The sequence below is a fragment of the Citrobacter sp. Cf088 genome (genome assembly GCF_030334295.1).
GTDB lineage: Bacteria > Pseudomonadota > Gammaproteobacteria > Enterobacterales > Enterobacteriaceae > Citrobacter > Citrobacter freundii.
This window is the reverse complement of record NZ_JAOWEE010000053.1, coordinates 702,800-718,222: the sequence shown is the minus strand read 5'-3', so window position 1 is coordinate 718,222 and position 15,423 is coordinate 702,800. Positions and strand designations below refer to the sequence as shown.

Here is a 15,423-nt window from a genome sequence, read left to right as displayed (position 1 = left end):
GTAAAAAATAAGATTGGTGTGCTGCTACTCCAGCCCGAGGCTGTCGCGCAGAATATTCAGGCGTTCACTATCCCCGTCACGGGCAGCCTGTTGAAGTGATTTGGTTGGTGCATGGATCAGGCGGTTGGTCAGTTTCCAGGCCAAATCCTGCATAATGGCTTGCGCATCACCGCCCTGTTGAAGAGCGGCCAACGCTTTAGCGGTCAGTTCATCACGGATCTGTTCTGACTGACTGCGATACTCGCGGATAGTGTCGCTTGCGCCCTGGGCGCGTAGCCAGGCCATAAACTCGCTGGCTTCCTGCTCCACAATCGTTTCGGCTTCCACCGCCGCCGCTTTGCGCTGGGCAAGGTTATGCGAAATGATGCTTTGCAGGTCATCAACGCTGTACAGATAGGCGTTAGACAATTTACCCACTTCCGGCTCGACATCGCGCGGTACGGCGATATCCACCAGCAACATAGGCTGATTGCGGCGGTTTTTAAGCGCGCGTTCCACCATTCCTTTACCGATAATCGGCAGCGGACTGGCAGTAGAACTGATAATGATATCGGCATCCTGCAAACGTGCGTCGATATCACTCAGTGAAATCACCTCGGCGCCGACTTCATCCGCCAGCACCTGCGCACGCTCGCGCGTACGGTTGGCGATGATCATCTTCTTCACTTTATGCTCGCGCAAGTGTCGCGCTACCAGCTCGATGGTTTCGCCCGCACCGACTAACAGCACGGTTACCGTTGAGAGCGATTCAAATATCTGCCGCGCCAGAGTACAGGCGGCAAACGCCACCGACACGGCGCTAGCACCGATGTCAGTTTCTGTACGTACACGTTTAGCAACAGAGAATGATTTCTGGAACATGCGCTCCAGCGCACTGGCGTTCTGGTGGCCTTTTTGCGAATCCGCAAATGCTTTTTTCACCTGCCCCAAAATTTGCGGTTCACCGAGCACCAGTGAATCCAGACCACTGGCAACGCGCATCAAATGACTGACGGCGTCGTTGTCCTGGTGCCAGTACAGGCTATTACGCAGGTCTTCTTCATTGAGGTTATGGTATTCGCACAGCCAGCGAATCAGCGCTTCTCGCAGGTTATCCTGCTCTTCCACGCTGAGGTAAATCTCTGTGCGGTTACACGTCGACAGCACTACCCCGCCCTGCACCATTGGCAGCGCTTGCAGGCTGTCCAGCGCCTGATCGAGCGTATCCGGCGAAAACGTTACGCGTTCTCGCAGCGATACAGGTGCCGTTTTATGGTTAATACCAAGCGCTAAAAGGGTCATGTGTGCGGGAATAGTACCAGCGTTGATAAGGTTAGACTGGGTGCATCATACAGGATGCGTGCGGTCAATAAAAGAGACTGACCCCTTTTGGAGTAATAGCTTAGTGCACAAATTTAAGCGATTTAAGATAACTTGAACGTAGACGATGTCAGATGGTAGCGCTAGCATTGAGAGTTATAACTGCAACGTATCTCAAGGATTTGTCATCATTATGACCCTGCCTGATTTTCGCCTGATTCGCCTGCTGCCCCTTGCGGCCCTGGTTCTTAGTGCCTGTACCCTCAACGCGCCGAAAGGTCCCGGCAAAAGCCCCGATTCCCCGCAGTGGCGCCAGCACCAGCAGGAAGTACGCGCCCTGAACCAATATCAGACGCGCGGTGCGTTCGCTTATATCTCCGATCAACAGAAAGTGTATGCCCGCTTTTTCTGGCAGCAAACCGGTCAGGATCGCTATCGTCTGCTGCTGACCAACCCGCTGGGCAGCACTGAACTGGAACTCAATGCGCAGCCGGGCAACGTCGAACTGGTCGATAACAAAGGCAAGCACTACACTGCCGACGACGCTGAAGAGATGATCGGCAAACTGACCGGCATGCCTATCCCATTGAATAGCCTGCGCCAGTGGATCCTGGGTCTGCCGGGAGATGCCACCGATTACAAACTCGATGATCAATACCGTCTAAGTGAAGTGAATTACAGCAAAGACGGTAAAAACTGGAAAGTGGCCTATAGCGGCTACGACAGCAAAACCCAGCCAGCGATGCCGGCAAACATGGAGCTGTCGGACGGCTCCCAGCGTATTAAGCTGAAAATGGACAACTGGATTGTGAAATGATGACTCATTGGCCCTCTCCGGCAAAACTGAATTTGTTTTTATACATCACCGGGCAACGTGCAGACGGTTACCACACGCTGCAAACGCTATTTCAGTTTCTTGATTATGGCGACACGATAGATATTGCGCTGCGTGGCGACGGCGAAATTCGCCTGTTAACCCCGGTGGAAGGCGTTGCGCACGAAGACAACCTGATCGTCCGTGCGGCACGTTTGCTGATGAAGGTAGCATCTGAAAACAATCGCCTTCCCAACGGGAGCGGTGCGGACATCAGTATCGACAAACGCCTGCCGATGGGCGGCGGTCTTGGCGGTGGTTCATCAAATGCGGCAACCGTTCTGGTGGCGCTGAACCATCTCTGGCAGTGTGGACTTTCGATTGATGAACTGGCGGCACTCGGTTTAACCCTGGGGGCGGATGTTCCCGTGTTCGTGCGCGGCCATGCGGCCTTTGCCGAAGGCGTAGGAGAAATTCTGACGCCGGTCGAGCCTGAAGAAAAGTGGTATCTGGTTGCTCACCCGGGAGTCAGCATTCCGACACCGGTGATTTTTAACGATCCCGACCTCCCGCGCAACACGCCAAAAAGGTCAATAAAAACGTTACTAAAATGTGAATTCGGCAATGATTGCGAGGTTATCGCAAGAAAACGTTTTCGCGAGGTTGATGCGGCGCTTTCCTGGCTGTTAGAATACGCGCCGTCGCGCCTGACTGGTACAGGGGCTTGTGTCTTTGCTGAATTTGACACTGAGTCTCGTGCTCGCCAGGTGCTTGAGCAAGCCCCGGAATGGCTCAAAGGCTTTGTGGCGAAAGGCGTCAACCTCTCCCCATTGCACAGAGCGTTACTCTAAATCCTTCTGGTTTCAGGAAGATGGCGAAATGACGAACCGCCAGGAGCATACAAAAGTATGTGACTGGTGTGAGGAATTGATGCCAGCGAACATGAAACACGAAGGATAACGAGTAAACCGGGCAAGCTGAGTTGCGGTGACAACGTCACCCTGTTCCAGACGTTGCATCGCGCTCTTTAATACACCGCATGGAGAGGATACTGCCTGGCCCGCACAGTTTTCGGCAGATTCTTTCCACCAATGGACGCATGCCTGAGGTTCTTCTCGTGCCTGATATGAAGCTTTTTGCTGGTAACGCCACCCCGGAACTAGCACAACGTATTGCCAACCGCCTGTACACTTCACTCGGCGACGCCGCTGTAGGTCGCTTTAGCGACGGCGAAGTCAGCGTACAAATTAATGAAAATGTACGCGGTGGTGATATTTTCATCATCCAGTCCACTTGTGCCCCTACTAACGACAACCTGATGGAATTGGTCGTTATGGTTGATGCGCTGCGCCGTGCTTCCGCAGGCCGTATCACCGCCGTTATTCCTTACTTCGGCTATGCACGTCAGGATCGTCGCGTACGTTCCGCTCGTGTACCGATTACCGCTAAAGTCGTCGCTGATTTCCTGTCCAGCGTTGGCGTTGACCGCGTCCTCACCGTTGACCTGCATGCTGAACAGATCCAGGGCTTCTTCGATGTACCGGTTGATAACGTATTCGGTAGCCCGATCCTGTTAGAAGACATGCTGCAGCTGAACCTGGACAACCCAATTGTGGTTTCTCCGGATATCGGTGGCGTCGTGCGTGCCCGCGCTATCGCTAAACTGCTGAACGATACCGATATGGCTATCATCGACAAACGTCGCCCGCGTGCGAACGTTTCTCAGGTGATGCACATTATTGGTGACGTTGCAGGTCGTGACTGCGTGCTGGTTGATGACATGATCGATACCGGCGGTACGCTGTGCAAAGCAGCAGAAGCACTGAAAGAACGTGGTGCAAAACGCGTATTTGCTTACGCAACCCACCCGATCTTCTCAGGTAATGCGGCAAACAACCTGCGCAACTCTGTTATTGATGAAGTCGTTGTCTGTGACACAATTCCACTGACTGACGAAATCAAAGCACTGCCAAACGTGCGTACATTGACCCTGTCGGGTATGCTGGCCGAAGCGATTCGTCGTATCAGCAACGAAGAATCCATCTCTGCTATGTTCGAGCATTAATCGAGCCCGGCTCAAAAACCCGCTGCGGCGGGTTTTTTTATCTGTAATATTTATTTGTATGACTTTTGCCTCCTTCACCTGCCATTCAGTTGACAGATGATGCGCCCATGGATGAAACATTATTGTGAACAGATTATTTTCCTCACATGTGATGCCTTTCCGCGCCCTCATCGACGCTTGTTGGAAAGAAAAATATACTGCTTCCCGCTTCACCCGCGACCTGATCGCCGGGATAACGGTTGGGATCATTGCCATTCCACTGGCGATGGCGCTGGCAATAGGCAGTGGCGTTGCTCCGCAGTACGGTCTGTATACCTCAGCCGTTGCTGGGATTGTTATCGCCCTTACCGGGGGCTCGCGCTTTAGCGTATCTGGCCCAACCGCCGCCTTCGTGGTGATTCTGTATCCGGTGTCGCAACAGTTTGGGCTGGCAGGCCTGCTGGTTGCCACGCTCATGTCCGGGATATTCCTGATCCTTTTCGGCCTCGCCCGCTTTGGTCGTTTGATCGAATATATTCCGGTCTCCGTGACGTTAGGTTTTACCTCAGGTATCGGTATCACCATCGGTACCATGCAGATTAAAGATTTTCTCGGCCTGCAAATGACCCACGTGCCAGAGCACTATTTGCAGAAGGTGGGCGCGCTATTTATGGCCTTGCCGACCATCAACGTGGGTGATGCCGCGATTGGCGTGGTGACACTGGGGATCCTGATTTTCTGGCCGCGTCTGGGTATCCGATTACCGGGCCACCTTCCCGCACTACTGGCAGGCTGTGCGGTAATGGGTATCGTGAACCTGACCGGCGGCCATGTCGCCACCATCGGATCTCAGTTCCACTATATTCTGGCTGACGGCTCGCAGGGCAATGGTATCCCACAGTTGCTGCCGCAACTGGTATTACCGTGGAATATGCCAGAGTCAAACTTTACTCTGAGCTGGAGCTCGTTACAGGCGCTGTTACCGGCAGCCTTCTCGATGGCAATGCTCGGGGCGATCGAATCTCTGCTGTGCGCCGTCGTACTTGATGGGATGACCGGCACCAAACACAAAGCTAACAGTGAGCTGATTGGTCAGGGACTGGGCAACATCGTCGCACCGTTCTTTGGCGGTATCACCGCCACGGCGGCAATTGCCCGTTCTGCGGCAAACGTCCGCGCGGGTGCAACCTCGCCAATCTCAGCGGTTATCCATGCGATTCTGGTGATCCTTGCCCTGCTGGTGCTTGCACCGCTGCTTTCCTGGTTACCGCTTTCCGCCATGGCCGCCCTTCTGCTAATGGTGGCATGGAACATGAGTGAAGCGCATAAAGTGGTGGATTTGCTGCGTCATGCGCCGAAAGACGACATCATCGTCATGCTGATGTGTATGTCGCTGACGGTGCTGTTCGATATGGTTATCGCCATCAGCGTCGGTATCGTTCTTGCATCTCTACTGTTTATGCGTCGTATTGCACGCATGACGCGTCTGGCGTCGGTCAACGTAGACGTACCGGACGATGTGCTGGTGTTGCGCGTCATTGGCCCGCTATTCTTTGCCGCGGCGGAAGGATTATTTACCGATCTCGAGTCGCGTATTGAAGGTAAACGCATCGTAGTCTTGAAGTGGGACGCGGTCCCGGTACTGGATGCCGGTGGTCTGGACGCTTTCCAGCGCTTTGTGAAAAAGCTGCCTGAAGGCTGCGAGCTGCGGGTATCTAACCTGGAATTTCAGCCGCTGCGCACCATGGCGCGCGCGGGTATTCAGCCGATCCCCGGTCGTCTGGCATTCTTCCCGAATAAAGACGCCGCTTTAGCGGATATTAAATAGCAAAAAGGCTCCCGTGAATGGGAGCCTTTTTATTGCCGGATGCGGTTCGCTTATCCGGCCTACAAAACCCAAACATTGCACCGAACCCGTAGGCCCAGTAAACGCAGTGCCACCGGGCAATTACGCGTTTAAAATGCTCAATGCCGTTGCCTTCACGCTGGCCAGCAGGACTTTCACATCCTCCAGGCACACCGTCGGGTTCAGCAGCGTCAGCTTCAGGCAGGTGATGCCATCCGCTTCGGTCACGCCGACGTTGGCGCTACCTGAAGCCAGCAGCACGTCGCCAATACGCTGGTTCAGCAGCGCAACGAACGCTATATCGTCGCTTTCAGGACGGAAGCGGAACAGCACGCTTGCCAGCTGTGGTTCCATCACCAGTTCAAGATGCGACTGGGTTTTGACAAACTCAGCAACATCACGCGCCAGCGTTACGCCATTATCAATGATTTCGGCATACTGCTTTTTGCCCAGCGCTTCGAGGCCCATCCACAACTTCAGCGCATCGAAACGACGCGTGGTCTGCAGCGACTTCGATACCAGGTTTGGTACGCCAGCCTCTTCATCGAAATCAGAGTTCAGGTACGCCGCCTGGTAACGCATCAGCTCGTAGTGGCGTGCATCTTTTAACAGGAACGCACCGCAGCTGATGGTCTGGAAGAACTGTTTGTGGAAATCCAGCGTCACCGAATCTGCCAGCTCAAGGCCGTTGAGGAAGTGACGATACTGCTCAGAAAGCAGTAACGCCCCGCCCCATGCCGCATCCACGTGCATCCAGATCTGATGTTCTGCCGCCAGCGCCGCAATATCCGCTAACGGATCGATGGCGCCCGCATCTGTCGTGCCAGCCGTCGCGACAATGGCCATCACCTGCTCGCCGTTGGCTTTCGCCTGGGCCAGCTTGTCTTTCAGGTCAGCCAGATCCATGCGTGAAAACGCATCGGTCTTCACCTGGGTGACGGAGCGATAGCCCAGCCCCATTAACGCCATGTTCTTCTGCACGGAGAAGTGCGCGCTTTCAGAGCAGAACACTTTAATTTTGCTCAGATCACCGGTCAGACCATCTTGCTGAATGGAATGTCCCAGGCGAGCAAAGAAGGCGTCGCGCGCCAGCATCAGGCCCATCAGGTTGCTCTGGGTGCCGCCGCTGGTGAACACGCCGGCATCGCCTGCCGCATAACCCACCTGCTCACGTAGCCATTCGATCAGTTTGATCTCAATGATCGTGGCCGACGGGCTTTGGTCCCAGGAGTCCATACTCTGGTTAGTGGCGTTGATCAGCACTTCCGCCGCCTGGCTAATCACCAGACTTGGGCAGTGCAGGTGCGCCACACACTGAGCATGGTGAACCAACAGGCTGTCTTTGAGAAAGTATTCAACCGCACGCTCAATAGCGGCCTGGTTGCCCAGGCCCTGAGACGTAAAATTCAGGTTGATACGTTCACGCAGTTGCTCAACGGTTTTGCCCTGATACATCTCAGGCTGCTTCAACCATTCAACGACCGCTTGCGTACTCTGCTCGATAGCGTCCTGATAGGCGGCGATGCTTTGCGCCGAGCCGGACAGAATCGGGTTTACGTCTGACATTCGATCCAACTCCGTTTAAACCGGCTTCACGCCAGCGCCCAGCAGGGCGTTTTCGAATTTATCGAGGAAAATTTCCAGCTCAGCGTTGGTGATCAGCAGAGACGGCAGCAGACGCAGCACGCAGCCGTTGCGGCCACCACGCTCCAGAATCAGCCCGTTTTCGAAGCATTTCTTCTGCAGCAACGCAGATAGCTCGCCATCAGCCGGGTAGCAACCCATATGATCCTGCGCTTCGTTCGGATTCACGATTTCCAGGCCGATCATCAGGCCCAGACCACGCACCTGACCGATAACCGGGTAGCGTTTCTGCAGGTCAGTCAGTTTGCCTTTCAGCCACTCGCCCTGGGCGGCAACTTTATCGGCAATCTTGTCGTCTTTGAGGATCTTCAGCGTTGTCAGACCGGTCGCCATCGCCAGTTGGTTGCCGCGGAAGGTGCCAGTGTGGTGGCCCGGAGCCCACGCATCGAATTGCTTTTTAATGCCCAGTACCGCCAGTGGCAGACCGCCACCAACCGCTTTGGACATCACAATGATGTCTGGCTCAATGCCAGCGTGTTCGAAGGCGAACAGCTTACCGGTACGTGCGAAACCAGCCTGAACTTCATCGATGATCAGCAGAATGCCGTGTTCCTGGGTTACTTTACGAATGCGTTGCAGCCATTCAACCGGAGCCGGATTCACGCCACCTTCGCCCTGCACCGCTTCGAGGATTACGGCAGCCGGTTTACGCACACCGCTTTCAACGTCGTTAATCAGGTTTTCGAAGTAATAGGTTAATGCTTTGACGCCAGCGTCACCGCCGATACCCAGCGGGCAACGGTACTGATGCGGATACGGCATAAACTGCACTTCCGCCATCATGTTGCTGACGGCTTCTTTCGGTGACAGGTTGCCGGTCACGGACAGCGCGCCGTGAGTCATCCCGTGGTAGCCGCCGGAGAAACTGATGATGCTGGAACGGCCGGTCACTTTCTTCGCCAGCTTCAGCGCCGCTTCAACAGCATCTGCACCGGACGGGCCGGTGAACTGCAGGCAATATTCTTTGCCCTGGCCCGGTAATAAGGACAGTAAATATGATGAGAATTCATCTTTTAATGGGGTAGTAAGATCAAGCGTATGTAACGGTAAGCCGCTTGTGATGACACTTTGAATGCTCTGCAGCACTTCAGGATGGTTATGACCAAGCGCCAGGGTTCCGGCACCTGCCAGGCAATCAAGATATTGATTATTTTCTACATCAGTAATCCAGACGCCCTGCGCTTTAGCGATTGCTAATGGCAGTTTACGTGGATAGCTGCGGACATTAGATTCAAACTCAGCCTGTCTTGCTAAAAAGGTATCATTGCTCTGTGGTAATGAATTAGCACTTAAAGTATCAATACGGACTTTATCCGTCATCATATCACTCCTACAACCAGGTGTAGATTAACGCCTGATTGAATAAATGGTTATAAGGATTACCTGTAAAAAAGCGCGGCTAATATATGTTGTTTTAGCTTAGGACTCAATCATTTATTTCCTTGCATCAGAAATAACAACTTTCCCCTTAAAAATCAAAGCACAAAGACCATCCGCCATTACTAAATCCTAAAGAAATATAGCTATTTAATTAACAATGTTGTCGCTAATTGCAACGCAGACAATGTAATAAAAACCATGAGATTTTCATGTTTTTATTATTTTTTTACACGTTTTTACCATTAATAATGTAGGCACTTTCTTGTTACGACATGATTTTTCACTTATTTGCCTATAAACCGAATAAAAAAGTCGATCCCTTAATATAAATCACTTAGTATGGCGCGCTTATTTGCAGGCTTTGTAAATAAAATTAATGCGCAGCACCCGGTAACGCGTACAGGCGACACTCGTTATCGACAACAGGTATACCCTGGGTTGTCAGCAGAAATGTTCGCGGGCGGACATTTCGTAAGGCGAACTTTGTTCCCTTATGCCGAGAATGAAAATTTTCTAGCCATACTTTTATGGCGCCCTGATATGAGATTGTTATGACTCGCATTTATCCACCATCCGTCGTTGCCAAATTTGGCGGCACCAGCGTCGCTGATTTTGATGCGATGAACCGAAGCGCCAGCATTGTCCTTGCTGATCAAGATGTCCGTTTAGTCGTTTTGTCTGCTTCAGCAGGCGTGACAAACTTACTGGTCGAGCTTTCTGAAGGTCTGGAAACGCATCAACAATTAGATAAGCTTGAGACTTTACGCGCCATCCAATACAACATTATTTCCCGCCTGAAGCAGCCTTCCGTTATCAGCACGGAAATCGATAATCTTCTCAACAATATACATCGTCTTGCACAAACGGCGATGGTTTCACCGTCTGATGCGTTAAGCGATGAATTAGTCAGCCATGGCGAGCTGATGTCCTCTCTACTGTTTACTGAAGTCTTACGTGAACGGCAGGCCGAGGCCGAGTGGTTTGACGCCCGCTGCGTGATGCGTACTAACGCGAACTTCGGCTGCGCCGAACCCGAGCTTGGCACACTGCACCACCAGGTGGAGACTCACCTGCGCCCTCGTCTTGAGCAAGCGATTATGGTGACTCAGGGATTTATCGGGCGTGATGCCGCAGGACACACCACAACGCTTGGACGCGGCGGTAGTGATTACACGGCTACGCTTCTCGGTGAGGCGCTTCACGCCACACGCGTTGACATCTGGACCGACGTCGCAGGGATCTACACCACCGACCCACGCATTGCGCCGCGGGCCAAACGAATCGACCATATCTCATTTTCCGAGGCCAGCGATATGGCCGCCTACGGTGCGAAGGTCCTCCACCCGGCTACGCTACTCCCGGCAATGCGTAAAAGCATTCCGGTCTTTGTTGGCTCAAGTAAGGATACTGCCGCCGGAGGTACGTTGGTGCACAACACCACCGATAATCCACCTCGCTATCGTGCGCTCGCCGTGCGTCGTAAACAGACGCTGTTGCGGTTACACAGTCTGGAGAAGCAACCTTCCTGCTCTTTCCTGGCGCAGTCCTTCGCCATTTTGGCTCGCCACGCTGTCACGGTGGATTTGGTTACAACCTCAGAGAACAGTATTGCGCTGGCGCTGGACGCCACTCATGCAACCTCAGGTGAAGACCATGTGCTGACCACCGCATTGTTTACCGCATTATCCTCCCACTGTCGTGTGGAAGTGGAAACCGGGCTGGCGTTGGTCACTTTGGTGGGGAATCAACTCACACAGGCTGCGGGAGTTTGCAAAGACGTTTTTGCCTGGCTTGAAGAGCATACGGTACGAATGATTTGCCATGGAGCATCGAACGACAACCTGTGCATCCTGTTACCGGCTGACGATGCAGATAGCGCGATTAGAGCATTACATTACCGGTTATTCGAATAATTCTTCTCTTATTCTGTCGCATCCAGTTTAAGCAATGATCATAAACAAGCAGAGCCCTGGTTTTATAACCGAGGCTCTTCATTCTGACCACCGCCCTCTCAACAGAGGGAGGATTTAGTTATGACGGTGATTGGTGTCACCACGACGACAGCGTTTGTCATAATGACGTACCCACCAGTAACGGTCACTGATTTGTTCGTGTCCACCCACTCTGGCACCTGCTAACCAGAGAATACCGCCAACAAAAATACTGAGCACCGCACCATGTGCGAAAAACTGCGGCAGATTAAATTGCGGCAACTGGTTTAAAATTGAATAACCCACACCCACAACCATTACCACCAACCCTAAAGCCATGAGCACGTTACCGAGTAGCGAAGCGTTTTTGCGTTTCATGTGTCACCTCCGGAACTTTGGGTTGTTACAGGGAATACCCCTAATCCTTATGTGTAAAGTATAGACAACACTGCCGTTCGCAAGTGCGGGAGCGATCACAATTACAAACACTCATGCAACAAAACTTTACAAATAAGCCACTGAACATACTCATTTTCTAATAGTCCATTTGTGCAATTATTCAGCTTTTGGCGATAAGCACGCAGTTTTTTGTCAAGCGCACCGTCAGACAGTAAACTACACGTCGTTTATCGAAACACTCAGGACAAAACACGTGGCGATTAAATTGATTGTCGGCCTGGCGAACCCCGGCGCAGAGTATGCGGCAACGCGACACAATGCAGGCGCATGGTATGTCGATCTACTGGCAGAGAGATTACGCGCCCCCCTGCGCGATGAGCCGAAATTCTTCGGTTACACCTCCCGAGTAACGCTTGAAGGTGAAGATGTCCGTCTGCTGGTACCGACCACATTTATGAATCTTAGCGGCAAGGCCGTCGGTGCGATGGCCAGTTTTTATCGTATTAACCCCGATGAAATTTTGGTCGCGCACGATGAATTAGACCTGCCTCCTGGCGTCGCCAAATTTAAGCTTGGCGGAGGCCATGGCGGACATAATGGCCTGAAAGACATCATTAGCAAATTAGGTAATAACCCCAACTTTCATCGTTTACGCGTTGGAATTGGCCATCCGGGCGATAAAAATAAAGTTGTCGGATTTGTTTTAGGCAAACCGCCTGTTTCAGAACAGAAGTTAATTGATGAAGCGATTGACGAAGCGGCACGTTGTACCGAGATTTTGTTCAAAGATGGCCTGACCAAAGCTACGAGCCGATTACACACCTTTAAAGCGCAATAAGCAGTGATGTGCGGCATTTTTCTCGCGTGCTGTGTATAATAGGCAAAGTTATTTACATTTCTACAATCTGTTTTCCATAACAGGTTGAATATCAAAAGATTAAGGTGATTTAAACATGGGATTCAAATGCGGTATCGTCGGTTTGCCAAACGTAGGCAAATCCACCCTGTTCAACGCGCTCACAAAAGCGGGTATTGAAGCGGCAAACTTCCCGTTCTGTACTATCGAGCCGAACACGGGTGTTGTCCCGATGCCCGATCCGCGTCTGGATCAGCTGGCCGAAATCGTCAAACCACAGCGTATCCTGCCTACAACGATGGAATTCGTCGACATTGCCGGTCTGGTAAAAGGCGCGTCCAAAGGTGAAGGTCTGGGTAACCAATTCCTTACCAACATCCGCGAAACCGAAGCTATCGGCCACGTGGTGCGTTGCTTTGAAAACGACAACATCATCCACGTTAATAACAAAGTGGATCCGGCTGACGACATCGAGGTTATCAATACCGAACTGGCGCTGTCTGACCTGGATACCTGTGAGCGTGCTATCCATCGCGTACAGAAGAAAGCCAAAGGCGGTGACAAAGACGCTAAAGCAGAACTGGCTGCGCTGGAAAAATGCCTGCCACAGCTGGAAAACGCCGGCATGCTGCGTGCGCTGAAAACGCTGACTGACGAAGACAAAGCGGCCATCAAATACCTGAGCTTCCTGACCCTGAAGCCAACCATGTATATCGCTAACGTCAATGAAGACGGTTTTGAGAACAACCCGTACCTCGACAAAGTGCGCGAAATCGCGGCTGCCGAGGGTTCTGTTGTGGTTGCCGTTTGCGCTGCCGTTGAAGCTGACATCGCAGAACTCGATGATGCTGACCGTGAAGAATTCATGGCTGAAATGGGTCTGGAAGAGCCGGGCCTGAACCGCGTTATCCGTGCTGGTTACGAATTGCTGAACCTGCAGACCTACTTCACCGCTGGCGTGAAAGAAGTCCGTGCATGGACCATTCCTGTCGGCGCCACGGCTCCGCAGGCAGCAGGTAAAATCCATACCGACTTCGAGAAAGGCTTTATCCGCGCACAAACCATCGCGTTTGAAGATTTCATCACCTATAAAGGTGAGCAAGGTGCGAAAGAAGCTGGGAAAATGCGTGCCGAAGGTAAGGACTATATCGTCAAAGATGGCGATATCATGAACTTCCTGTTCAACGTCTAAATAAAATTTGTTGTCTCATGAGATCTCAACACATCTCATAAGAATCGCAAAAAGCTAAAAAATCCACGCAATTGCGTGGATTTTTTATTTCGTAATGTCTCAACTCATCTCGTCACAACACCGTCAAAAATGAGTACATATTGACACTGGCTCCTTCGTGAAGCACACCGTCCTACAGTTTCTCCAGAATTAAACACGCTTCACGATTAAGCGTAATGAACTCCTGCCAGCTATATTGCTGTTGGTAGTTAAGCTGATACTGCTTCTCTACCTGGCAAATAAGCGGACGTGTTTCATAAATCGCACACAGCTTTGTCTCCATCTGATAGTGCTGACAAATGCCATCCCCGCGATCTAGAAATTGCGTTTCACTGGCGCGATCGACGTGGCGGCAACAAGCGCCGCACTGGTTACAGGGAAACGCGGGCGTTAGCGTCATAGCTTACTTAACCAGCTACGCACAGAGCGGGTATTCCCTGCTTCAAACGGTAGCGTAATATTACGGCGCTCAACCTCTGCACGCAGCAACAAACCGCGCTCAATTTCACTATTCACCGCGTTAAGATGCAGCGAGAAACGCGATAACGCAGACGTATCAATAGCAAACTCTAACGCCGAAAGCTCCAGTAGATAACGATCGAGTTCAACATTCACCTGCTGATAATACTCTAGTGCTTTTTGATACTTATCTTTAAACGTATCCAGAAACGCCCAGACCTTTTTCATCAATGCGCTGTGTTCCAGGAAGTAGTTCATTACCAGCGTCAGAATACCTGTCGCCAGCGCACCGCAGAACGCGGCCAGTTCCGGACCAAAAGGAAAGACGAGCATCTTGGCTAAAGCATCATTAACCACCACTCCAGCAGCCACGGCCACACCTGCAGCCACCAGCTTGCTCACCGCTTTAGCTAGCTGCCCCGGCGTTAACCCCTCAGGGTTAAAGACCATAACTTTAAAGGCCTGTACCAAATTGTTCCACATCTCACGAATCAGGCGCGCCATCATCTTCTTAGTCGTAAAGAAGATATTGAAGAGCGTCGTCGTAATGCTGGAGAGCACGCCACCGATGGCACCGTCTTTAAAGGACGTCAGGAAAGTGCTGAATTTACCCTGCACTCGCTGCCAGACTGCGCGTAATGCCTCCGCCGCATCTTGCAGGAAGTCTCCGGCATCGAATGAACGACGATGCTTCTCAAACATCACGGGAATACGCTCGCGGAACTCAAACCAGGTCTCTGCCAGAACCAGCCCCAACATCTGCCGCGTTCCCATGCGAAATGCATTGTTCATTGTGGCGGTGGCGACATTCTTCGCAAACTTGCTGCTGGTGTAATATTCCCCATTGATCGTACTGTTGTATTTTGCCCGCGCCTTTTTGTCGGCCTCTTTCATCCGTTCAAAATCGGCGGCGGCTTTATTTTCCAGCTTATTCAGTTGTTTTTGCTCTTGCTCGGAAAGCGTTGGCTGGCTGCGCAAACGGGCAATTTCCTGCGTGGTCACAGCATGCTGTTCTTGTAGCGTTTGCACGAAGGCATCCATCGTTTTCGCCTTCTTCGCCTTATTCAGCGACTCATTCGTGAAGGTCAGATTTGATGAATCATTAGCCAGATCGGCACCATCGCATTCGGCAAGGATACGCCCTGGATCGTTGTGAATTTCATGGGCGGCAATAATATGGTCGAGGTTCTTTTTATCATTAGCCGCAAATTTCTCACCGGTGTAGGTATCGGTCAACGTACCGGCCTCGTGCGCCTTTTTTCCCGCCTGGTTGGTGGCAATGTAGTTTTCGTGGCTATGGTAATGATGAGAATCATACCCTTCACGTTGCTCGTACCGTTGACGCTCGGCATCGGTAGCATACACTCCCTCGCGAGCGTTATGAATGGTATTCACATCGCCGCCGTGTTTATCCTCCAGCAAGAGAAAATCCAACCCAAAAGAGGTGGTCAGACTCTTGACCACCGTCTGATGTAACTCTTCACCCCAGTCAAACCTGGCTGTGTTCATTGTGCTCGCCC

13 protein-coding genes are annotated in these 15,423 nt (G+C 52.0%); 7 read left to right on the top strand and 6 right to left on the bottom strand.

Annotation, left to right across the window (positions count from 1 at the left end):
• Positions 1–24 precede the first annotated feature (24 nt).
• Complete coding sequence (hemA, locus tag OGV71_RS16345; protein ID WP_003020789.1) at positions 25–1,281, bottom strand: glutamyl-tRNA reductase; 1,257 nt, start codon at positions 1,279–1,281, stop codon at positions 25–27.
• A 211-nt stretch (positions 1,282–1,492) separates the two neighbouring features.
• Between hemA and lolB the strand changes: the two genes are divergently transcribed.
• From lolB to dauA, 4 genes are all read left to right on the top strand, one after another.
• Complete coding sequence (lolB, locus tag OGV71_RS16340; protein WP_286533656.1) at positions 1,493–2,116, top strand: lipoprotein insertase outer membrane protein LolB; 624 nt, start codon at positions 1,493–1,495, stop codon at positions 2,114–2,116.
• Positions 2,113–2,964 carry a 4-(cytidine 5'-diphospho)-2-C-methyl-D-erythritol kinase gene (gene ispE / locus OGV71_RS16335; protein WP_071697386.1) on the top strand — a complete coding sequence of 284 codons (852 nt, stop codon included), beginning with the start codon at positions 2,113–2,115 and terminating at the stop codon, positions 2,962–2,964. The genes lolB and ispE overlap by 4 nt, the downstream gene beginning before the upstream one ends.
• 266 nt (positions 2,965–3,230) lie before the next feature.
• On the top strand, positions 3,231–4,178 hold the full coding sequence (prs, locus tag OGV71_RS16330) for a ribose-phosphate diphosphokinase (protein WP_001518537.1): 948 nt from the start codon (positions 3,231–3,233) through the stop codon (positions 4,176–4,178).
• A 124-nt stretch (positions 4,179–4,302) separates the two neighbouring features.
• Complete coding sequence (gene dauA, locus OGV71_RS16325; protein WP_071697385.1) at positions 4,303–5,985, top strand: C4-dicarboxylic acid transporter DauA; 1,683 nt, start codon at positions 4,303–4,305, stop codon at positions 5,983–5,985.
• A 120-nt stretch (positions 5,986–6,105) separates the two neighbouring features.
• Here dauA and OGV71_RS16320 read toward each other — a convergent pair whose 3' ends face one another.
• Both OGV71_RS16320 and OGV71_RS16315 read right to left on the bottom strand, forming a co-directional pair.
• Positions 6,106–7,569 carry a pyridoxal phosphate-dependent decarboxylase family protein gene (locus OGV71_RS16320; protein ID WP_257651141.1) on the bottom strand — a complete coding sequence of 488 codons (1,464 nt, stop codon included), beginning with the start codon at positions 7,567–7,569 and terminating at the stop codon, positions 6,106–6,108.
• Positions 7,570–7,584: 15 nt separating this feature from the next.
• Positions 7,585–8,970, bottom strand: a complete 1,386-nt coding sequence (locus OGV71_RS16315) for a diaminobutyrate--2-oxoglutarate transaminase (RefSeq protein ID WP_003020802.1) — start codon at positions 8,968–8,970, stop codon at positions 7,585–7,587.
• A 608-nt stretch (positions 8,971–9,578) separates the two neighbouring features.
• Here OGV71_RS16315 and lysC point away from each other — a divergent pair.
• Entirely contained in the window at positions 9,579–10,940 is a 1,362-nt protein-coding gene (lysC, locus tag OGV71_RS16310) for a lysine-sensitive aspartokinase 3 (RefSeq protein ID WP_003020806.1), read from the top strand.
• Between the two features lie 114 nt (positions 10,941–11,054).
• Here lysC and ychH read toward each other — a convergent pair whose 3' ends face one another.
• Positions 11,055–11,336, bottom strand: coding sequence for a stress-induced protein YchH (ychH, locus tag OGV71_RS16305; RefSeq protein WP_003020810.1), 282 nt, complete (start codon positions 11,334–11,336; stop codon positions 11,055–11,057).
• Positions 11,337–11,610: 274 nt separating this feature from the next.
• Between ychH and pth the strand changes: the two genes are divergently transcribed.
• Together pth and ychF are read left to right on the top strand one after the other, a co-directional pair.
• Complete coding sequence (gene pth, locus OGV71_RS16300) at positions 11,611–12,195, top strand: aminoacyl-tRNA hydrolase (RefSeq protein WP_003020814.1); 585 nt, start codon at positions 11,611–11,613, stop codon at positions 12,193–12,195.
• A 115-nt stretch (positions 12,196–12,310) separates the two neighbouring features.
• Positions 12,311–13,405 (top strand): redox-regulated ATPase YchF, encoded by a 1,095-nt coding sequence (ychF, locus tag OGV71_RS16295; protein ID WP_003020818.1) that lies wholly within the window; start codon positions 12,311–12,313, stop codon positions 13,403–13,405.
• Between the two features lie 172 nt (positions 13,406–13,577).
• Here ychF and OGV71_RS16290 read toward each other — a convergent pair whose 3' ends face one another.
• Entirely contained in the window at positions 13,578–13,844 is a 267-nt protein-coding gene (locus tag OGV71_RS16290; protein ID WP_003020821.1) for a YkgJ family cysteine cluster protein, read from the bottom strand.
• Positions 13,841–15,412: a cobalamin adenosyltransferase gene (locus OGV71_RS16285; protein WP_286533654.1), complete on the bottom strand. Its 1,572-nt coding sequence runs from the start codon at positions 15,410–15,412 to the stop codon at positions 13,841–13,843. The genes OGV71_RS16290 and OGV71_RS16285 overlap by 4 nt, the downstream gene beginning before the upstream one ends.
• Positions 15,413–15,423: the final 11 nt, after the last annotated feature.